The 20,464-nt window shown below is 42.9% G+C and carries 9 protein-coding genes, 26 tRNA genes and 3 rRNA genes; all 38 read left to right on the forward strand.

All coding sequences use genetic code 11. The features are described 5' to 3' along the window. Window positions 1–6 precede the first annotated feature (6 nt). The 38 genes from tilS (at window position 7) to IGM09_RS01170 (ending at window position 20,358) form a co-directional block, all read left to right on the forward strand. Window positions 7–1,395: a tRNA lysidine(34) synthetase TilS gene (gene tilS / locus IGM09_RS00985; RefSeq protein ID WP_010775512.1), complete on the forward strand. Its 1,389-nt coding sequence runs from the start codon at window positions 7–9 to the stop codon at window positions 1,393–1,395. 18 nt (window positions 1,396–1,413) lie between these two features. Next, window positions 1,414–1,959, forward strand: a complete 546-nt coding sequence (gene hpt / locus IGM09_RS00990; protein WP_002356260.1) for a hypoxanthine phosphoribosyltransferase — start codon at window positions 1,414–1,416, stop codon at window positions 1,957–1,959. 93 nt (window positions 1,960–2,052) lie between these two features. Continuing rightward, the gene (gene ftsH / locus IGM09_RS00995; protein WP_002363441.1) at window positions 2,053–4,209 is read left to right on the forward strand and encodes an ATP-dependent zinc metalloprotease FtsH; all 2,157 of its coding nucleotides are present in this window, start codon (window positions 2,053–2,055) and stop codon (window positions 4,207–4,209) included. 161 nt (window positions 4,210–4,370) lie between these two features. Further along, window positions 4,371–5,267, forward strand: a complete 897-nt coding sequence (gene hslO, locus IGM09_RS01000; RefSeq protein WP_002359370.1) for an Hsp33 family molecular chaperone HslO — start codon at window positions 4,371–4,373, stop codon at window positions 5,265–5,267. Between the two features lie 11 nt (window positions 5,268–5,278). After that, window positions 5,279–6,277 carry a tRNA dihydrouridine synthase DusB gene (gene dusB / locus IGM09_RS01005; protein WP_010707989.1) on the forward strand — a complete coding sequence of 333 codons (999 nt, stop codon included), beginning with the start codon at window positions 5,279–5,281 and terminating at the stop codon, window positions 6,275–6,277. Between the two features lie 93 nt (window positions 6,278–6,370). Next, complete coding sequence (lysS, locus tag IGM09_RS01010) at window positions 6,371–7,867, forward strand: lysine--tRNA ligase (protein ID WP_002359372.1); 1,497 nt, start codon at window positions 6,371–6,373, stop codon at window positions 7,865–7,867. Between the two features lie 642 nt (window positions 7,868–8,509). Next, window positions 8,510–10,070, forward strand: a 16S ribosomal RNA gene (locus IGM09_RS01015). A gap of 79 nt (window positions 10,071–10,149) precedes the next feature. Further along, window positions 10,150–10,222: transfer RNA gene (locus tag IGM09_RS01020), tRNA-Ala, on the forward strand. Between the two features lie 176 nt (window positions 10,223–10,398). Beyond that, a 23S ribosomal RNA gene (locus IGM09_RS01025) occupies window positions 10,399–13,311 on the forward strand. Window positions 13,312–13,407: 96 nt separating this feature from the next. Beyond that, window positions 13,408–13,523 (forward strand): 5S ribosomal RNA (gene rrf, locus IGM09_RS01030). The 16S, 23S and 5S rRNA genes sit together here with 26 tRNA genes alongside, the layout of an rRNA operon. Before the next feature lie 14 nt (window positions 13,524–13,537). Further along, a tRNA-Val gene (locus IGM09_RS01035) sits at window positions 13,538–13,610 on the forward strand. Between the two features lie 6 nt (window positions 13,611–13,616). Next, window positions 13,617–13,689 (forward strand) — tRNA-Lys (locus IGM09_RS01040). A gap of 16 nt (window positions 13,690–13,705) precedes the next feature. After that, window positions 13,706–13,787, forward strand: a tRNA-Leu gene (locus IGM09_RS01045). A gap of 6 nt (window positions 13,788–13,793) precedes the next feature. Continuing rightward, window positions 13,794–13,869 (forward strand) — tRNA-Thr (locus IGM09_RS01050). A gap of 4 nt (window positions 13,870–13,873) precedes the next feature. After that, window positions 13,874–13,945, forward strand: a tRNA-Gly gene (locus tag IGM09_RS01055). Between the two features lie 15 nt (window positions 13,946–13,960). Continuing rightward, window positions 13,961–14,046 (forward strand) — tRNA-Leu (locus tag IGM09_RS01060). A 14-nt stretch (window positions 14,047–14,060) separates the two neighbouring features. Then, window positions 14,061–14,134: transfer RNA gene (locus IGM09_RS01065), tRNA-Arg, on the forward strand. Window positions 14,135–14,145: 11 nt separating this feature from the next. Further along, window positions 14,146–14,219: transfer RNA gene (locus IGM09_RS01070), tRNA-Pro, on the forward strand. Window positions 14,220–14,232: 13 nt separating this feature from the next. Further along, window positions 14,233–14,305 (forward strand) — tRNA-Ala (locus IGM09_RS01075). A 22-nt stretch (window positions 14,306–14,327) separates the two neighbouring features. Beyond that, window positions 14,328–14,401 (forward strand) — tRNA-Met (locus IGM09_RS01080). A 20-nt stretch (window positions 14,402–14,421) separates the two neighbouring features. Next, window positions 14,422–14,495, forward strand: a tRNA-Ile gene (locus tag IGM09_RS01085). Window positions 14,496–14,528: 33 nt separating this feature from the next. After that, window positions 14,529–14,618, forward strand: a tRNA-Ser gene (locus IGM09_RS01090). 33 nt (window positions 14,619–14,651) lie between these two features. Then, a tRNA-Met gene (locus IGM09_RS01095) sits at window positions 14,652–14,725 on the forward strand. Window positions 14,726–14,763: 38 nt separating this feature from the next. After that, window positions 14,764–14,840: transfer RNA gene (locus IGM09_RS01100), tRNA-Asp, on the forward strand. A 1-nt stretch (window position 14,841) separates the two neighbouring features. Further along, window positions 14,842–14,912 (forward strand) — tRNA-Gly (locus IGM09_RS01105). 9 nt (window positions 14,913–14,921) lie between these two features. Next, a tRNA-Ile gene (locus tag IGM09_RS01110) sits at window positions 14,922–14,995 on the forward strand. 14 nt (window positions 14,996–15,009) lie between these two features. After that, a tRNA-Glu gene (locus tag IGM09_RS01115) sits at window positions 15,010–15,081 on the forward strand. 12 nt (window positions 15,082–15,093) lie between these two features. Continuing rightward, window positions 15,094–15,183, forward strand: a tRNA-Ser gene (locus IGM09_RS01120). 33 nt (window positions 15,184–15,216) lie between these two features. Beyond that, a tRNA-Met gene (locus IGM09_RS01125) sits at window positions 15,217–15,290 on the forward strand. Between the two features lie 48 nt (window positions 15,291–15,338). Next, window positions 15,339–15,412: transfer RNA gene (locus IGM09_RS01130), tRNA-Asp, on the forward strand. A 5-nt stretch (window positions 15,413–15,417) separates the two neighbouring features. Next, a tRNA-Phe gene (locus IGM09_RS01135) sits at window positions 15,418–15,490 on the forward strand. Between the two features lie 14 nt (window positions 15,491–15,504). Then, window positions 15,505–15,575, forward strand: a tRNA-Gly gene (locus IGM09_RS01140). 13 nt (window positions 15,576–15,588) lie between these two features. Next, window positions 15,589–15,662, forward strand: a tRNA-Ile gene (locus IGM09_RS01145). 10 nt (window positions 15,663–15,672) lie between these two features. Continuing rightward, window positions 15,673–15,760, forward strand: a tRNA-Ser gene (locus IGM09_RS01150). A gap of 15 nt (window positions 15,761–15,775) precedes the next feature. Beyond that, window positions 15,776–15,847 (forward strand) — tRNA-Glu (locus IGM09_RS01155). Between the two features lie 242 nt (window positions 15,848–16,089). Continuing rightward, complete coding sequence (gene licT, locus IGM09_RS01160) at window positions 16,090–16,932, forward strand: BglG family transcription antiterminator LicT (protein WP_002355181.1); 843 nt, start codon at window positions 16,090–16,092, stop codon at window positions 16,930–16,932. A gap of 73 nt (window positions 16,933–17,005) precedes the next feature. Beyond that, entirely contained in the window at window positions 17,006–18,904 is a 1,899-nt protein-coding gene (locus tag IGM09_RS01165; RefSeq protein WP_002358327.1) for a beta-glucoside-specific PTS transporter subunit IIABC, read from the forward strand. Window positions 18,905–18,927: 23 nt separating this feature from the next. Continuing rightward, window positions 18,928–20,358: a 6-phospho-beta-glucosidase gene (locus IGM09_RS01170; RefSeq protein ID WP_033624791.1), complete on the forward strand. Its 1,431-nt coding sequence runs from the start codon at window positions 18,928–18,930 to the stop codon at window positions 20,356–20,358. Window positions 20,359–20,464 lie beyond the last annotated feature (106 nt).

Below are 20,464 nucleotides of genomic sequence, written 5' to 3' on the forward strand. Positions count from 1 at the left end.
CGAACAATGTTTTGGCAGTTTTATAAACGAGGAAAAGAACAAGGATTTTGGCAACCGCATCAAACAATCGTGGTCGCCGTTTCTGGTGGTGTAGACTCCATGGCCCTTTTGACGTTAATGGAACAGGTGGCAGAAAAAGAACAATTACAATTGGTTGTTGCACATGTCAATCATCAATTGCGAGAAGCGTCGGCACAGGAAGCGCAATATCTCGCTACCTATTGTCAGCAGCGAGAGCTAACGTATTATGAAACACGTTGGGAAGACCCTGAAAAACAACGGAATTTAGAAGCAAAAGCGCGCACATTTCGTTATGAATTTTTTAAAGAAGTCATGGAAATTGAAGGTGCGGCGGTCTTAATGACGGCACATCATCTAGACGATCAAGCGGAAACGATTTTAATGAAGCTGATTCGAGGAACTAATTTTTCCCATTCCGCAGGCATTAAAGAGAGACGTCCTTTTGCGACAGGGGAATTGATTCGTCCGTTACTCATTTATCCAAAAGAAGAATTGTATCAATTTGCACAGCGCCAAGCATTCGTTTATTTTGAGGACGAAACGAACCAAACCAATGAATATTTGAGAAATCGGCTCCGTAATCAGGTTTTGCCGCTATTAAAGCAGGAAAATCCGCAATTCTTAGATCAGATTGCTTCTTTTAGTAATGAACAACGTTTTGCCCAAGAATTTATTCAAGAACAAATTGAGCCTCAATTATCTGAAGCCGTAGAACCAACCAAACAAGGCTGGCGCATTCCTTTGAAGAGATTATTAAAAGAAACGCCTGCGTACCAGCACTTCTTTTTAACCGCGTTTTTCCAAAAAACATTAGTGCCATTAGGGGTTTCGTTAAACCAACGCCAGATGACACAAGTTTTAAAAGTTTTGAATGATGAACGCCAACCGCAAGGCTCGGTTATGTTAGAACAGCAATGGCAACTAGCTAAAAGTTACGATTGGCTGTACTTAGAACAAAAACAGGTTGCACTGCGAGAAGAAGTTACACATTTATTAGTACCTGGCGCGGGGATTTATTTATCGGAAACCGAGTGGCTAGGATTAATTGCGACAGACAAACCGTTTCCTCTTCCTGAAGAGATTAATCAGTGGACGGGTCAGTTGTTAGCGATCCCGTTGACCACAGCCACACCTTTGACCGTTCGTCATCGCCAAAGTGGTGATCGGATTACATTAAAACCAGGGTTTACGAAAAAATTAAGCAGAGTTTTTATTGATCAAAAAGTGCCAAATGAAGCGAGAGAGAGTGCTTGGGTCATTACGGATGAGCAAGAGGAAATCATTTGGGTACCAAAATTTGCAAATTCCTATTTGAGTATTCCTTTAGAAACTGATAAAATACACTACAGACTCCTTTTTAAGACAAAGGAGTAATGCTGAAAGGAGCGCACTATGATAGAAAAAGATATTGAGAAAGTCCTAATCTCCAAAGAAGAAATTCTTGCGAAGTCTGCAGAGCTTGGCAAGCAACTGACAGAAGAATATCAAGGGAAAAATCCTTTAGTGGTCGGTATTTTAAAAGGTGCAGTACCATTTATGGCTGATTTGACTCGTGAAATCAATACTTATTTAGAATTGGACTTTATGGATGTATCTAGCTACGGCAACGCGACAGTTTCTTCAGGCGAAGTAAAAATTGTCAAAGACTTGGACACAAATGTCGAAGGTAGACATATTTTAATCGTAGAAGATATCATCGATAGTGGTCGTACATTAGCGTATTTAGTAGATTTGTTTAGATACCGTAAAGCTGCATCTGTGAAAATTGTTACCTTATTAGATAAACCAGAAGGCCGTGTAGTAGACATTAAAGCTGACTACGTAGGGTTTGATGTGCCCAATGAGTTTGTGGTCGGTTACGGATTAGACTATGCAGAAACGTACCGCAACTTGCCTTATATTGGCGTTTTAAAACCTGAAGTTTACGAATCAAATTAATATCTATCAAGGAATTAATTGTGTTACAATGTAAAGGTCAGGATTGATAAAAGAATAACATGAATTGTAATGATGAGCATAAGGAGGACAGGCATGAACAAAAAGAATAATGGCATGAAAAATGGTTTATACTACGTCTTAGTAGTACTTGCCATGGTCATGGTTGTCTATTTCATTTTTGGAAATAACAACCAACAATCGCCAGACATCGATTACTCAACCTTCCAACAACAATTGGAAGACGGAAAAGTCAAAGACATGACCATTCAACCAACCAATGGGGTTTACCGGATTGAAGGTCAGTATAAAGAAAAACAAGAAGTGAAAGACACAGGTGGTCTGTCATTGTGGGGCTCAACGCAAGCGTCGTCAAAAGGCTTCACAACAACCGTTTTACCTAGTGATACAACCTTAGCTGGCATTCAAGATGCGGCACAAAATAACAAGGTGAAGCTAGTTGTCAAAGAACAATCAACAAGTGGAGCTTGGTTGTCACTGTTGTTTAGTTTCTTACCATTAGTGATTATTTTCTTCTTCTTCTACATGATGATGAGCCAACAAGGCGGTGGCGGTGGCGGCGGTGGCCGTGTGATGAACTTCGGTAAATCAAAAGCCAAAGAAGCCGATAAAAAAGCTAACCGTGTCCGCTTCTCAGATGTAGCTGGTGCGGAAGAAGAAAAACAAGAATTAGTTGAAGTAGTGGAGTTCTTAAAAGATCCACGTCGTTTCGCTGAATTAGGCGCACGGATTCCTGCGGGCGTACTATTAGAAGGACCTCCAGGGACTGGTAAAACGTTACTTGCTAAAGCCGTAGCAGGTGAAGCAGGTGTGCCATTTTACTCAATCTCAGGTTCAGATTTCGTTGAAATGTTTGTCGGGGTCGGTGCTAGCCGTGTCCGGGATTTATTTGAAACAGCGAAGAAAAACGCACCTGCGATTATCTTTATCGATGAAATCGATGCAGTTGGTCGTCAACGTGGTGCTGGTATGGGTGGCGGACACGACGAACGTGAACAAACCCTTAACCAATTATTAGTTGAGATGGATGGTTTTGATGGCAATGAAGGAGTTATCGTAATTGCTGCAACGAACCGTTCAGACGTGTTAGACCCAGCGTTGTTACGTCCAGGTCGTTTTGACCGCCAAATCTTGGTAGGACGTCCAGATGTCAAAGGTCGTGAAGCGATTTTACGTGTTCATGCGAAAAACAAACCGTTAGCTGATGACGTTGATTTGAAAGTTGTTGCACAACAAACACCAGGTTTTGCTGGTGCTGATTTAGAAAATGTCTTAAACGAAGCAGCCTTAGTTGCCGCTCGTCGTAACAAGAAAAAAATTGATGCTTCTGATGTGGATGAAGCCGAAGACCGCGTAATTGCTGGTCCAGCTAAAAAAGATCGCGTGATTAATAAAAAAGAACGCGAAATGGTGGCTTACCATGAAGCGGGACACACAATCGTTGGTTTAGTCTTAAGCCGTGCCCGTGTTGTCCATAAAGTAACAATTATCCCTCGTGGTCGCGCAGGCGGTTATATGATTGCTTTACCAAAAGAAGATCAATTCTTAATGACTAAAGAAGATATGTTTGAACAAATCGTTGGCTTACTTGGTGGACGTACAGCAGAAGAAATTATCTTTGGCGTTCAATCAACAGGGGCTTCAAATGACTTTGAACAAGCAACAGGGATTGCCCGTAGCATGGTAACTGAATATGGAATGAGTGACAAATTAGGACCTGTTCAATATGAAGGAAACCATCAAGTCTTTGTCGGTCGTGATTATGGTCAAACAAAAGCTTACTCAGAACAAGTGGCGTTTGAAATCGATCAGGAAGTTCGTCGTATCTTAATGGATGCTCATACGAAAGCGCATGAAATTATCGAAGCGCACCGTGAACAACATAAACTAATCGCTGAAAAACTATTAGAATATGAAACATTAGATGCAAAAGCAATCAAATCATTATTTGAAACAGGTAAAATGCCTGAAGGTGCTGACAGCGACTACCCTAGTGAAAAAGAAGCGCAAACATTCGAAGAAGCAAAACGTGCTTTAGAAGAAAAAGAAGCGCAAAAACAAGTTGAAGAAAAACAAGACTTTGAAGAAGCGAAAAAAGAATTACATGATGAAGCAGAAGAAGTCAAAGTAGAAAGCGAACAAACAGAAAAAGAAGTCCAATCTGAAGAGAAAAAAGATTCAGATTCCAATTCTGAATATGATCGCAATAACTACGAAGATCGTTATAAATAACCAATTAGTAGAAGGTGCAGTATTTGTCGAGTTGACGAATACTGCACCTTCTATAATATTAAGATATTCTATAGAAGGAAGATTATTTGGTTGAAAAAACACCTGATTCCTAGTATTATCTGACTAATGGACAAAAAAGCACCAAGAGAAGAGGAAAAAGAATGGAAGATTATTTAGTAAAAGCCCTTTGTTATAAAGGTTCAATTCGAGCATATGCCATCAGTGCCACTGAAACTGTTAGCGAAGCGCAAAGAAGACATGATACATGGAGTTCTTCTACCGCAGCGTTAGGGCGCACATTGATTGGAGCCCTTTTACTAGGAGCGACTTTAAAAGGTGACGATAAATTAACTGTAAAAGTACAAGGGAATGGCCCAGCTGGCGCTATTATTGTCGATAGTAATGGCCGTGGAGAAACAAAAGGCTACATTAAAAATCCACATGTCAGCTTAAAGTTGAATGCAACAGGTAAAATTGATGTACGTGGCGCTGTCGGTAACGAAGGAATTTTCACAGTCATTAAAGATTTAGGATTAAAAGAAACCTTTTCTGGACAAACACCTATTGTTTCTGGTGAAATCGGTGAAGACTTTACATATTTTATGGCGGTCTCTGAACAAGTTCCCTCAGCTATCGGTTTAGGTGTATTGGTGGACACGGATGAATCGGTGAAAGCAGCCGGTGGTTTTATGATTCAAGTAATGCCAGGTGCCGATGAAAGTACCATTGATTTTATTGAACAGCGTCTAGCGGAAGTGCCACCAATTTCACAATTACTAGAAAATGGAGAAACACCTGAACAAGTCTTGTATCGCTTATTGGGAGAAGACGAAGTAGAAATTTTAGAAAAAATGCCTGTACAATTTAAATGTGACTGTTCTAAAGAAAAATTTGCGACCGCTTTGATTGCTGTTGGGATCGATGAATTAAATGCGATGATTGATGAAGATCATGGAGCAGAAGCAGTTTGTCAATTCTGTAACAATAAATATCACTATAGTGAAGAAGAATTAATTGAACTTCGCGATGAAGCGATTCGCAATACGAAACAAAAGTAGGAGGAAAGACTATGTGGAAAATTGGAGACGTTGAAATCCCCAACCGTGTTGTCGTAGCTCCGATGGCGGGTATTAGTAACGCCGCTTTTCGTGTGACTGTAAAAGAATTTGGCGCAGGATTAGTCGTTTGTGAAATGATTAGTGACAAAGGAATTAAATTAAGGAACAAAAAAACCTTAGAAATGCTATATATTGATGAGCGAGAATATCCTTTAAGTGTACAAATTTTTGGTGGAGATAAAGAAACATTAGTGGAAGCTGCTAAGTTTGTTGAAGAAAATACGCAAGCGGCGATTATTGATATTAACATGGGTTGCCCTGTCAATAAAATAATTAAAGCTGAAGCTGGTGCGAAATGGTTGCTGGATCCGAATAAAGTGCATGAGATGGTTCACGCAGTCTCTTCGGCAGTTTCTTTGCCTGTCACTGTAAAAATGCGAACAGGCTGGGATGAAGATCATCTATATGCTGTAGACAACGCTTTGGCTGCCGAACAAGCAGGTGCTTCGGCAATTGCTATGCATGGTCGGACACGTGTCCAAATGTACGAAGGGACAGCCAACTGGGACGTTTTAAAGGAAGTGAAAAAGCATTTAACCATTCCTTTTATGGGAAATGGCGATGTCAAAACGCCTGAAGATGCTAAACGCATGTTAGAATATGTTGGAGCGGATGGTGTGATGATTGGTCGAGCTGCTTTGGGCAATCCTTGGATGATTCAACGGACGAAAGAATACTTGGAAACGGGCGAATTGATGCCTGAGCCTTCACCAGCTGAAAAAATCAATATTGCAAAAGTTCATTTACAACGATTAGTGGATTTAAAAGGTGAAAAAATTGCGGTCCGTGAGTTTCGCCAACATGCTTCTTACTATCTAAAAGGAATCTCGCGAGCGGCCAAAGTAAAAGTTGCGATTAACCAAGTTGAAACACAACAAGCAGTTGTCGATTTACTTGATGCCTTTGTAGAGAAGATTTCCAAAGTTGTTGTAACTACTATAGAAGAATAAAAAATTCAAGCCGAAAGTAAAATTCGGCTTGCTTTTTTTCGAATTACTGTGGCATTATTAGGATAGGTTAAAATCAAGAATGGAGGAACAACAGTGGCAGAAGAACAACAAGCGCATTTAGAGGATTTAAATGATCAAATGCTCGTGCGCCGCGAAAAAATGGAAGCTTTACGTGAAGAAGGGATTGATCCTTTCGGTAAACGTTTCGATCGCACTCATAATTCAGCAGAACTTCATGAACAATATGATAATCATACAAAAGAAGAACTTAGTGAAATGAATACAGAAGTCAGCGTTGCTGGACGTATGATGACAAAACGTGGTAAAGGAAAAGCTGGTTTCGCCCATTTGCAAGACCGTGAAGGCCAAATTCAAATTTATGTTCGGAAGGACCAAGTTGGAGACGAAGCCTATGAACTATTTAAACATGCTGACTTAGGCGACTTCTTTGGTGTGACAGGTCAAGTAATGAAAACCAATACGGGGGAAGTTACTGTTAAAGCTCAAACAATTACGTTATTAACTAAAGCTTTGCGTCCATTGCCAGATAAATACCATGGATTAACGAATGTGGAACAACGTTATCGTCAACGCTATTTGGATTTAATCAGTAACAAAGAAAGCTTTGATCGTTTCATGAAACGCAGTCAAATTATTAGCGAAATCCGTCGTTATCTAGATGGCAATGGCTATGTCGAAGTAGAAACGCCTGTCTTGCATAACGAAGCAGGAGGAGCTGCTGCTCGTCCGTTTATCACACACCATAATGCATTAGATATGGACTTATACTTACGCATTGCCCTAGAGTTACATTTAAAACGTTTAATTGTCGGTGGCATGGAAAAAGTCTATGAAATTGGTCGTGTCTTCCGTAATGAAGGGATCGATACCACTCATAACCCAGAATTTACAATGCTAGAAGCTTATACTGCTTATACTGATTATCAAGATGTGATGGATTTAACAGAGGGAATTATTCGTAATGCTGCGGAAAAAGTCTTAGGAACTACTGATATCACGTACGATGGTCAAGCGGTTGATTTAGGCAGTCCTTTCAAACGTCTACACATGGTAGATGCGGTCAAAGAACAAACGGGCGTAGATTTTTGGCAAGAGATGACGATAGAAGAAGCCCGTGCGTTGGCTAAAGAACATAATGTTGAAATTACAGATGCCATGACAGTCGGTCATATCATTAATGAATTTTTCGAAACATTTGTAGAAGATACATTGCAACAACCAACATTTATTTATGGTCACCCAGTCGCTGTTTCACCATTAGCGAAGAAAAATCCAGAAGATGGTCGTTTCACTGACCGCTTTGAACTATTTATTATCGGAAAAGAGTTTGCTAATGCATTTACAGAATTAAATGATCCAATTGACCAACGTGAACGTTTTGAAGAACAAGAAAAAGAACGGGAACAAGGAAATGATGAAGCACACGGAGTAGATGAAGATTTCATCGAAGCCTTAGAATATGGCTTGCCACCAACCGGAGGATTAGGTATTGGGATTGATCGACTAGTTATGTTATTAACCGATGCTCAATCAATTCGTGATGTATTATTATTCCCAACAATGAGATAAAAAAAGATGCCTTAAGGGCATCTTTTTTTTGTATTCGCAAAAAATTAAATAAAAAACAATTGAAACCAATTCTTTTTTTCTAAAAAAATCGAAGATGAGTAATAAAAAGAATGGGTAATCTGATAAAAAAACGAACTTTATCTAATCGAATAAGAAAGAACAATCGGTATTGAAAAAAAGTTTAAAAAAAGTGAAAATAATGATTGACCAATGCTTGAAATCTTGGTATATTATTACATGTCGCAAGGCGAGTCACACAGCTGAGCGATTCAGAAATCAATAATTAAATAACAATTCTTGGTTTCAAATCTCTCGAAAAAAGTTTGAAAAAACAACAAAAAAGTTGTTGACAAATAACAAACGAGATGATAAGATATAGAAGTTGTCACAACAGACGACAACAACCGAGCAAAACAACTTAAAAAAACTTTTTTAAAAAAAGTTCTTGACATTCAAACGAAAGTTTGTTATGATATAAAAGTTGCTGCGAGGTAACGTAGACCTTTGAAAACTGAACAAAGAATAGACGAACCAAATGTGTAGGGCGTCTTGATTCAATTCAAGACAACAAACATTTTTAACAAGCAAGCAATATGCTAGCAAACAAATTGAGCTTAACAATCGCAAGATTGTTCTAACTTTTATTATGAGAGTTTGATCCTGGCTCAGGACGAACGCTGGCGGCGTGCCTAATACATGCAAGTCGAACGCTTCTTTCCTCCCGAGTGCTTGCACTCAATTGGAAAGAGGAGTGGCGGACGGGTGAGTAACACGTGGGTAACCTACCCATCAGAGGGGGATAACACTTGGAAACAGGTGCTAATACCGCATAACAGTTTATGCCGCATGGCATAAGAGTGAAAGGCGCTTTCGGGTGTCGCTGATGGATGGACCCGCGGTGCATTAGCTAGTTGGTGAGGTAACGGCTCACCAAGGCCACGATGCATAGCCGACCTGAGAGGGTGATCGGCCACACTGGGACTGAGACACGGCCCAGACTCCTACGGGAGGCAGCAGTAGGGAATCTTCGGCAATGGACGAAAGTCTGACCGAGCAACGCCGCGTGAGTGAAGAAGGTTTTCGGATCGTAAAACTCTGTTGTTAGAGAAGAACAAGGACGTTAGTAACTGAACGTCCCCTGACGGTATCTAACCAGAAAGCCACGGCTAACTACGTGCCAGCAGCCGCGGTAATACGTAGGTGGCAAGCGTTGTCCGGATTTATTGGGCGTAAAGCGAGCGCAGGCGGTTTCTTAAGTCTGATGTGAAAGCCCCCGGCTCAACCGGGGAGGGTCATTGGAAACTGGGAGACTTGAGTGCAGAAGAGGAGAGTGGAATTCCATGTGTAGCGGTGAAATGCGTAGATATATGGAGGAACACCAGTGGCGAAGGCGGCTCTCTGGTCTGTAACTGACGCTGAGGCTCGAAAGCGTGGGGAGCAAACAGGATTAGATACCCTGGTAGTCCACGCCGTAAACGATGAGTGCTAAGTGTTGGAGGGTTTCCGCCCTTCAGTGCTGCAGCAAACGCATTAAGCACTCCGCCTGGGGAGTACGACCGCAAGGTTGAAACTCAAAGGAATTGACGGGGGCCCGCACAAGCGGTGGAGCATGTGGTTTAATTCGAAGCAACGCGAAGAACCTTACCAGGTCTTGACATCCTTTGACCACTCTAGAGATAGAGCTTTCCCTTCGGGGACAAAGTGACAGGTGGTGCATGGTTGTCGTCAGCTCGTGTCGTGAGATGTTGGGTTAAGTCCCGCAACGAGCGCAACCCTTATTGTTAGTTGCCATCATTTAGTTGGGCACTCTAGCGAGACTGCCGGTGACAAACCGGAGGAAGGTGGGGATGACGTCAAATCATCATGCCCCTTATGACCTGGGCTACACACGTGCTACAATGGGAAGTACAACGAGTCGCTAGACCGCGAGGTCATGCAAATCTCTTAAAGCTTCTCTCAGTTCGGATTGCAGGCTGCAACTCGCCTGCATGAAGCCGGAATCGCTAGTAATCGCGGATCAGCACGCCGCGGTGAATACGTTCCCGGGCCTTGTACACACCGCCCGTCACACCACGAGAGTTTGTAACACCCGAAGTCGGTGAGGTAACCTTTTTGGAGCCAGCCGCCTAAGGTGGGATAGATGATTGGGGTGAAGTCGTAACAAGGTAGCCGTATCGGAAGGTGCGGCTGGATCACCTCCTTTCTAAGGAATATTACGGAAATACACATTTCGTCTTTACTTTGTTCAGTTTTGAGAGGTCTACTCTCAATCAAATAAATTCGGGGCCTTAGCTCAGCTGGGAGAGCGCCTGCTTTGCACGCAGGAGGTCAGCGGTTCGATCCCGCTAGGCTCCATTGATAGCTTTTGCTATCAGATTCGTTCATTGAAAACTGGATATTGAAGTAAAAAGAATCAAAACAAACCGAGAACACCGCGTTGAATGAGTTTTTTAATAAGTTCAATTGCTTATTTATTGATTAACCTTCTATCGCTAGAAGAAGTGATCAAGACCCAACCGTAAGGTTGATAAGGTTAAGTGAATAAGGGCGCACGGTGGATGCCTTGGCACTAGGAGCCGATGAAGGACGGGACTAACACCGATATGCTTTGGGGAGCTGTAAGTAAGCTATGATCCAGAGATTTCCGAATGGGGGAACCCAATATCTTTTATAGGATATTACTTTTCAGTGAATACATAGCTGATTAGAGGTAGACGCAGAGAACTGAAACATCTTAGTACCTGCAGGAAGAGAAAGAAAATTCGATTCCCTGAGTAGCGGCGAGCGAAACGGGAAGAGCCCAAACCAACAAGCTTGCTTGTTGGGGTTGTAGGACTCCAATATGGTAGTCTGTTAGTATAGTTGAAGGATTTGGAAAATTCCGCTAAAGAGGGTGAAAGCCCCGTAGACGAAATGCTAATAACACCTAGGAGGATCCTGAGTACGGCGGAACACGAGAAATTCCGTCGGAATCCGCGGGGACCATCCCGCAAGGCTAAATACTCCCTAGTGACCGATAGTGAACCAGTACCGTGAGGGAAAGGTGAAAAGCACCCCGGAAGGGGAGTGAAATAGATCCTGAAACCGTGTGCCTACAACAAGTCAAAGCTCGTTAATGAGTGATGGCGTGCCTTTTGTAGAATGAACCGGCGAGTTACGATTGCATGCGAGGTTAAGTCGAAGAGACGGAGCCGCAGCGAAAGCGAGTCTGAATAGGGCGAATGAGTATGTAGTCGTAGACCCGAAACCATGTGATCTACCCATGTCCAGGTTGAAGGTGCGGTAAAACGCACTGGAGGACCGAACCCACGTACGTTGAAAAGTGCGGGGATGAGGTGTGGGTAGCGGAGAAATTCCAAACGAACTTGGAGATAGCTGGTTCTCTCCGAAATAGCTTTAGGGCTAGCCTCGGAATTGAGAATGATGGAGGTAGAGCACTGTTTGGACTAGGGGCCCATCTCGGGTTACCGAATTCAGATAAACTCCGAATGCCATTCATTTATATCCGGGAGTCAGACTGCGAGTGATAAGATCCGTAGTCGAAAGGGAAACAGCCCAGACCACCAGCTAAGGTCCCAAAATATATGTTAAGTGGAAAAGGATGTGGGGTTGCACAGACAACTAGGATGTTGGCTTAGAAGCAGCCACCATTTAAAGAGTGCGTAATAGCTCACTAGTCGAGTGACCCTGCGCCGAAAATGTACCGGGGCTAAACATATTACCGAAGCTGTGGACTACACCATTAGGTGTAGTGGTAGGAGAGCGTTCTAAGGGCGTTGAAGGTCGATCGTGAGGACGGCTGGAGCGCTTAGAAGTGAGAATGCCGGTATGAGTAGCGAAAGACAGGTGAGAATCCTGTCCACCGTATGACTAAGGTTTCCTGGGGAAGGCTCGTCCGCCCAGGGTTAGTCGGGACCTAAGCCGAGGCCGATAGGCGTAGGCGATGGACAACAGGTTGATATTCCTGTACCAGTTGTTTTTGTTTGAGCAATGGAGGGACGCAGTAGGCTAAGGAATGCATGCGATTGGAAGTGCATGTCCAAGCAATGAGTCTTGAGTAGAGTTAAATGCTTTACTCTTTAAGGACAAGTTGTGACGGGGAGCGAAATAATAGTAGCGAAGTTCCTGATGTCACACTGCCAAGAAAAGCTTCTAGTGAGAAAACAACTGCCCGTACCGTAAACCGACACAGGTAGTCGAGGAGAGTATCCTAAGGTGAGCGAGCGAACTCTCGTTAAGGAACTCGGCAAAATGACCCCGTAACTTCGGGAGAAGGGGTGCTGACGACCGTCAGCCGCAGTGAATAGGCCCAAGCGACTGTTTATCAAAAACACAGGTCTCTGCAAAATCGTAAGATGAAGTATAGGGGCTGACGCCTGCCCGGTGCTGGAAGGTTAAGAGGATGGGTTAGCTTCGGCGAAGCTCAGAATTGAAGCCCCAGTAAACGGCGGCCGTAACTATAACGGTCCTAAGGTAGCGAAATTCCTTGTCGGGTAAGTTCCGACCCGCACGAAAGGCGTAACGATTTGGGCACTGTCTCAACGAGAGACTCGGTGAAATTTTAGTACCTGTGAAGATGCAGGTTACCCGCGACAGGACGGAAAGACCCCATGGAGCTTTACTGTAGTTTGATATTGAGTGTTTGTACCACATGTACAGGATAGGTAGGAGCCGATGAGACCGGAACGCTAGTTTCGGAGGAGGCGCTGGTGGGATACTACCCTTGTGTTATGAACCCTCTAACCCGCACCACTAATCGTGGTGGGAGACAGTGTCAGATGGGCAGTTTGACTGGGGCGGTCGCCTCCTAAAAGGTAACGGAGGCGCCCAAAGGTTCCCTCAGAATGGTTGGAAATCATTCGAAGAGTGTAAAGGCAGAAGGGAGCTTGACTGCGAGACCTACAAGTCGAGCAGGGACGAAAGTCGGGCTTAGTGATCCGGTGGTTCCGCATGGAAGGGCCATCGCTCAACGGATAAAAGCTACCCTGGGGATAACAGGCTTATCTCCCCCAAGAGTCCACATCGACGGGGAGGTTTGGCACCTCGATGTCGGCTCGTCGCATCCTGGGGCTGTAGTCGGTCCCAAGGGTTGGGCTGTTCGCCCATTAAAGCGGCACGCGAGCTGGGTTCAGAACGTCGTGAGACAGTTCGGTCCCTATCCGTCGCGGGCGTTGGAAATTTGAGAGGAGCTGTCCTTAGTACGAGAGGACCGGGATGGACTTACCGCTGGTGTACCAGTTGTTCTGCCAAGGGCATTGCTGGGTAGCTATGTAGGGAAGGGATAAACGCTGAAAGCATCTAAGTGTGAAGCCCACCTCAAGATGAGATTTCCCATTTCTTTAAGAAAGTAAGACCCCTGAGAGATGATCAGGTAGATAGGTTGGAAGTGGAAGGCTAGTGATAGTTGGAGCGGACCAATACTAATCGGTCGAGGACTTAACCAAAGAATGGATAAGTAAAAGCAACTTGGTTATTTTGATTCAAACTTCAATCCAGTTTTGAGTGAATGAAGATTCAACTCAATAAGAAACAACACCCAGTGTGGTGGCGATAGCGAGAAGGATACACCTGTTCCCATGCCGAACACAGAAGTTAAGCTTCTTAGCGCCGATTGTAGTGAAGGGTTTCCCTTTGTGAGAGTAGGACGTCGCCACGCGAATTGTTGTTTTTGGAGGTTTAGCTCAGCTGGGAGAGCACCTGCCTTACAAGCAGGGGGTCAGCGGTTCGATCCCGTTAACCTCCATTTTTTGAGCCGTTAGCTCAGTTGGTAGAGCATCTGACTTTTAATCAGAGGGTCACAGGTTCGAGCCCTGTACGGCTCATATTCATATTTCATTTGCGGGTGTGGCGGAATTGGCAGACGCACTAGATTTAGGATCTAGCGCCGCAAGGCGTGGGGGTTCAAGTCCCTTCACCCGCATATTTAGCCGGCTTAGCTCAGTTGGTAGAGCATCTGATTTGTAATCAGAGGGTCGAGGGTTCAAGTCCTTTAGCCGGCACCATTTTGCGGAAATAGCTCAGTGGTAGAGCACCACCTTGCCAAGGTGGGGGTCGCGGGTTCGAACCCCGTTTTCCGCTTAGCCAATTCATTACGCCGGGGTGGCGGAACTGGCAGACGCACAGGACTTAAAATCCTGCGGTGAGTGATCACCGTACCGGTTCGATTCCGGTCCTCGGCATTGTTTTATATTTAGCACCCATAGCTCAACTGGATAGAGTGTTTGACTACGAATCAAAAGGTTAGGGGTTCGACTCCCTTTGGGTGCATTAGTTATATACGGGAAGTAGCTCAGCTTGGTAGAGCACTTGGTTTGGGACCAAGGGGTCGCAGGTTCGAATCCTGTCTTCCCGATAATAATTTTCATGGGGCCTTAGCTCAGCTGGGAGAGCGCCTGCTTTGCACGCAGGAGGTCAGCGGTTCGATCCCGCTAGGCTCCATTCTTATTTAATATAAGAGTTTCGCGGTGTAGCTCAGCTGGCTAGAGCGTCCGGTTCATACCCGGGAGGTCGGGGGTTCGATCCCCTCCGCCGCGATTATACATTTGGAAGAGCCTGGACCTTTAGCTCAGTTGGTTAGAGCAGACGGCTCATAACCGTCCGGTCGTAGGTTCGAGTCCTACAAGGTCCATTGTGACGTTGTTTATAGTTTTATTTTTATCATGGAGGATTACCCAAGTCCGGCTGAAGGGAACGGTCTTGAAAACCGTCAGGCGGGTAAAACCGTGCAAGGGTTCGAATCCCTTATCCTCCTTTCTTAGGAATTAAATTTCCTTAGTCTAATTATCGCGGGGTGGAGCAGTCAGGTAGCTCGTCGGGCTCATAACCCGAAGGTCGTAGGTTCAAATCCTGCCCCCGCAATTGCTTTTGATTTCAAAAGCACATAAAAAGAAAAGTATGGTTTGGTAGTTCAGCTGGTTAGAATGCCTGCCTGTCACGCAGGAGGTCGCGGGTTCGAGTCCCGTCCAGACCGCCATGCGGGTGTAGTTTAGTGGTAAAACCACAGCCTTCCAAGCTGTTGTCGCGAGTTCGATTCTCGTCACCCGCTTTTCTTTTTGGGCCTATAGCTCAGCTGGTTAGAGCGCACGCCTGATAAGCGTGAGGTCGATGGTTCGAGTCCATTTAGGCCCATAATTTTATAAAATGGCCCGTTGGTCAAGCGGTTAAGACACCGCCCTTTCACGGCGGTAACACGGGTTCGAGTCCCGTACGGGTCATAGTTTTGTTACGGAGGATTACCCAAGTCCGGCTGAAGGGAACGGTCTTGAAAACCGTCAGGCGGGTAAAACCGTGCAAGGGTTCGAATCCCTTATCCTCCTTTCTTAGGAATTAAGTTTCCTTAGTCTAATTATCGCGGGGTGGAGCAGTCAGGTAGCTCGTCGGGCTCATAACCCGAAGGTCGTAGGTTCAAATCCTGCCCCCGCAATTGCTTTTATTTTTTAAAGCATACATTTGCATAAAGCAAAAACGAATTGGTTTGGTAGTTCAGCTGGTTAGAATGCCTGCCTGTCACGCAGGAGGTCGCGGGTTCGAGTCCCGTCCAGACCGTTTTTGGCTCGGTAGCTCAGTTGGTAGAGCAATGGATTGAAGCTCCATGTGTCGGCAGTTCGATTCTGTCCCGCGCCATCCAAGAAAAATTTGCGGGTGTAGTTTAGTGGTAAAACCACAGCCTTCCAAGCTGTTGTCGCGAGTTCGATTCTCGTCACCCGCTTTTTTCTTATTTGGGGCCTATAGCTCAGCTGGTTAGAGCGCACGCCTGATAAGCGTGAGGTCGATGGTTCGAGTCCATTTAGGCCCATTTATTTCTTGGGGAAGTACTCAAGTGGCTGAAGAGGCGCCCCTGCTAAGGGTGTAGGTCGGGAAACCGGCGCGAGGGTTCAAATCCCTCCTTCTCCGTTTTTTCTTTTTAATGGCCCGTTGGTCAAGCGGTTAAGACACCGCCCTTTCACGGCGGTAACACGGGTTCGAGTCCCGTACGGGTCATAGTGAAGCATACAAACATTGTTTGTATGCTTTTTTTATTTTTATTACAAAAAAATGTCGTTGAAAGCGTTGACATTTGTTGTAAATATGTTATTCTTTGGATGTAGGGATAAGTAAATAGATGGATAGTGATTGTTTAAAGACAAGCTAAACCTAATTTTTTCATGAAGCGACAGATGTGTCGTTCTTTTTGAAGAAATTGGGTTTTTCTTTTTTCAACGAAACACAAAGGAGGTGGGGCATTGATTATTCACAAAATTTTGAACAATAATGTGGTTATTACATTAGATGATGATAAACGAGAGCAAATTGTTATGGGCAAAGGAATTGCTTTTAAGAAACGCATTGGTGATTGGGTTCCTGATGAAAGCATCGATCAAGTTTTTTATTTAGCCAATCAAGAAACATCACTTAAGTTTCAAGAATTGTTAGGAAATATTCCTTTAGAGATGATGAAACTCTCGGATGACATTATTGTTTATGCAAAATCAACGTTGAAAAAGAGTTTGAATGATACCATTTATATTTCTCTGACGGATCATTTGTACACAGCTTTAGAAAGAAAAAAACAAGGAATTGCAATTAAGAATTTATTATTATGGGATATTAAACGTTTTTTTCCTGAAGAGTACGAAGTAGGAGTAAATGCTTTAAAAATGGTACAAAAGCGCGTAGGAATGGAATTGTCAACGGATGAGGCAGGTTTTATCGCATTGCACTTGGTGAATGCGGAGATGGAGGAAGAAGTCGGTAATATTTACGAATTGACAAAGTTGATGCAAGAGATTACAAATATCGTCAAATACTATTTTAAGGTAAGTTTTGATGAAGACTCTGTCTACTTTTATCGATTTAGCACACATTTAAAATTTTTCTGTTATCGCTTATTACACCAACGTGAAGTTGTCGAAAATGATGATGAAGAACTGTATGCGGTAATTAAAAAGAAATATCTCAACGCCTATCGTTGCGTGGAAAAGATCAGCTTGTATTTAAATGAGAACTATGACTATCAAGTTTCAAATGAAGAACGCTTGTACCTAACGATTCACATTGCACGAATTGTACAAACAACGGAACAATAAACGCACCACTTTGGATAGTGACATTCAGTTGGCTAAACCTTCAAATGAAAATAAATTTTTGGAGGAAAAAAAGATGGGAAAATATCATGAACTAGCAGAAAAAATTGTAAAAAATGTCGGTGGGCAAGAGAATATTAATAGTTTGACACATTGTATCACACGTCTTCGCTTCAAATTAAAAGATGAGAGTCAAGCGAATGATGATGTCTTAAAAAATATGGACGGTGTGGTAACTGTTATGAAAAGCGGCGGACAATACCAAGTCGTTATTGGGAACCATGTTCCAGCCGTTTACGAAGAAGTAGTTAGTATTGCAGGCTTGTCAGGAGAACGTGAAGAAGAAGCTTCCAGTGGGAATTTATTTGATCGCTTAATAGATATTTTAAGTGGTTGTTTCCAACCCTTTTTAGGGGCGTTAGCAGCGGCTGGGATGGTCAAAGGGTTAAATGCCTTATTGGTTTTCTTAAAGCTCTATACGGCTACGTCAGGGACTTATACCATGTTAAATGGGATTGGCGATGCAATTTTCTACTTTATGCCAGTTATTTTAGGTTATACAGCAGCTAAAAAATTCCGGTTGCATCCAATGGTAGGGATCGTGATTGGCGCAGCTTTATGTTACCCAACGATTCAAGGAAGTGCATTACAAACGGCCTTTGAAACAACAGCGGGTGCGGGAGCCGCAGCACCGTATAATTTATTCGGTTTACCTGCCTATAATACCTTTATGGGGATCCCTTGGGTCGGTGCGAACTATACAAGTAGTGTCGTACCAATCATCTTCATTATTGCTTTTGCGGCACAAGTTCAAAAAGTGTTTAAACGGATTATTCCAGAAGTTGTTCAAACGTTCTTAGTACCGTTTTTCGTCTTGTTGATTGCCTTACCAATTGGTTTCTTAGTAATTGGGCCAATCGTTAGCATGCTAACAGATTTATTAAGCGCTGGCTTTACAGCATTAATGAGTTTCTCACCAGCTTTGTATGGTTTGATTCTTGGCTTCTTCTGGCAAGTCTTAGTTATTTTTGGTTTACATTGGAGCGTTGTGCCATTAGCCATTATGCAAGTGACACAAGAAGGTTCAAGCCAAGTATTAACGGGATCATTTGCAGCTAGTTTTGCGCAAACAGCGGTTGTTTTAGCGATGTTCTTCAAATTGAAAGATAAAAAGTTAAAAGCTTTGTGTCCGCCAGCAATTATCTCTGGTATTTTTGGTGTAACAGAGCCAGCAATTTATGGAATCACTTTACCAAAAAAATGGCCATTTATTTATTCAATGATTGGTGGCGCTGTCGGTGGTTTATATTTGATGATCAACAATGTGACAGCTTATACAATGGGTGGTTTAGGAATTTTCGGTGTGCTAAACTTTATCAATGGTGATGATGCAAGTGGGATGATCCAGTCCTTTATTGCAATTGCCATTGCAGCGGTCGTTGGTTTTGGTCTAACATTCTTCTTCTGGAAAGACAATACAGTTGAGGAAGAAGAAGTGATTATTGATAAAACAACGATTAAAAAAGAAAATATTACAAGTCCAGTCAAAGGACGAGTGTTATCTTTAAAAAATGCAGAGGATCCTGCTTTTGCAAATGGAGCATTAGGAAATGGGGTCGTGATTGAACCAACGGAAGGCAAAGTGGTTGCACCCTTTGATGGAACGATTGTCACACTATTCCCAACAAAACATGCATTAGGTTTGATTTCAGATAACGGCACAGAATTATTGATTCATATTGGGATTGATACAGTTCAATTAGAAGGCGAAGGCTTTGAAGCTTTTGTAAAACAAGGTGACCGCGTGAAAAAAGGTCAAACATTAGTAACCTTTGATTTAGAAGGAATTAAAAAAGCTGGGTTTAGTACACAAATTCCAATCGTTGTGACGAATACAGCGGATTATTTAGATATTTTGGAAGTCGGCAGTAATGAAGTTTCAACAAGTGATGATTTGCTGACCGCTTTAATATAAAAAGATGTGGAGGAAGAGAATTTATGGCATTTAGAAAAGACTTTTTATGGGGTGGCGCAACAGCAGCCAATCAATGTGAAGGTGGCTATAACGAAGGCGGACGCGGTTTGGCAAACGTCGATTTAGCGCCAACGGGTCCAGATCGTTTTCCAGTAATCACTGGTGAAAAGAAAATGTTTAACTTTGATGAAGAACATTTCTATCCTGCACAAGAGGCAATTGATATGTATCATCGCTATAAAGAAGATATCGCCTTATTTGGTGAAATGGGTTTTAAAACATACCGTTTATCCATTGCTTGGAGTCGAATTTTTCCAATGGGAGATGAAACAGAGCCGAATGAAGAAGGCTTGAAGTTCTATGAAGACTTATTCAAAGAATGTCATAAATATGGGATTGAGCCACTAGTAACGATTACACACTTTGACTGCCCAATGCACTTAGTGGAAGAATATGGCGCTTGGCGTAGTCGTAAGTTAGTAGGTTTCTATGAAAATCTTTGCCGTGTAATTTTCAACCGATATAAAGGATTAGTCAAATATTGGTTAACATTTAACGAAATTAATATGATTTTACATGCACCATTTATGGGAGCAGGTCTATACTTTCAAGAAGGCGAAAACAAAGAACAAGTGAAATACCAAGCGGCCCATCATGAACTACTAGCAAGTGCAATTGCGACAAAAATTGCTCATGAGGTAGATCCTGAAAACCAAGTAGGTTGTATGTTAGCGGCTGGTTCCAACTACGCTTATACTTGTAAACCAGAAGATGTTTTCGCTGCTCGACAAGCAGATCGTGAAAATTATTTCTTTATTGATGTCCAATCACGTGGGGAATACCCTGCGTATGCTTTAAAAGAAATGGCCCGTAAAGGTATTCAAATTGAAATGGAAGAAGGCGACGAAGAACTTTTAAAAGAACATACGGTGGACTTCATTTCGTTCTCTTATTATTCTTCTCGTGTCACATCAACAGATCCAGAAATTAATGAACAAACAGCTGGTAACATCTTTGCCTCTGTGAAAAATCCTTATCTAAAAGCCAGTGAATGGGGTTGGCAAATTGATCCACTTGGTTTGAGAATTACGATGAATGACTTATATGATCGTTATCAAAAACCACTATTCATTGTTGAAAATGGCTTAGGAGCGGTAGACACACCAGACGAAAATGGTGATGTAGTCGATGATTATCGTATCGATTATTTGGCGGCGCATATTCAAGCGATGAAAGATGCCGTTGAACAAGATGGTGTCGACTTGTTAGGCTATACGACTTGGGGCTGTATTGATTTAGTATCAGCTGGAACAGGTGAAATGAAAAAACGCTATGGCTTTATCTATGTGGATCGCGATAACGAAGGAAATGGTACGTTAAAACGAAGCAAGAAGAAATCGTTTGATTGGTACAAAAAAGTAATCGCAACAAATGGTGAAGATTTAAGTAATTAATAAAATTAGCAACTATTAAAGGGCGTTTGACGTTGGTAGAAAAAACAAGGACTCTTCTGCCAGCGTCAATTCCCTTGATGGTTTCTTTGTGATGCCTAAAAACAGA

It is taken from the genome of Enterococcus sp. DIV0167, assembly GCF_050541555.1.
GTDB classification, from domain to species: Bacteria; Bacillota; Bacilli; order Lactobacillales; family Enterococcaceae; genus Enterococcus; species Enterococcus faecalis.

Excerpts from the sequence above, each read along its gene's own strand:
- tilS (WP_010775512.1), top strand. The coding sequence starts at position 7 with ATGTTTTGGCAGTTTTATAAACGAGGAAAAGAACAAGGATTTTGGCAA.
- hpt (WP_002356260.1), top strand. The coding sequence starts at position 1,414 with ATGATAGAAAAAGATATTGAGAAAGTCCTAATCTCCAAAGAAGAAATT.
- ftsH (WP_002363441.1), top strand. The coding sequence starts at position 2,053 with ATGAACAAAAAGAATAATGGCATGAAAAATGGTTTATACTACGTCTTA.
- hslO (WP_002359370.1), top strand. The coding sequence starts at position 4,371 with ATGGAAGATTATTTAGTAAAAGCCCTTTGTTATAAAGGTTCAATTCGA.
- dusB (WP_010707989.1), top strand. The coding sequence starts at position 5,279 with ATGTGGAAAATTGGAGACGTTGAAATCCCCAACCGTGTTGTCGTAGCT.
- IGM09_RS01165 (WP_002358327.1), top strand. The coding sequence starts at position 17,006 with ATGGGAAAATATCATGAACTAGCAGAAAAAATTGTAAAAAATGTCGGT.
- IGM09_RS01170 (WP_033624791.1), top strand. The coding sequence starts at position 18,928 with ATGGCATTTAGAAAAGACTTTTTATGGGGTGGCGCAACAGCAGCCAAT.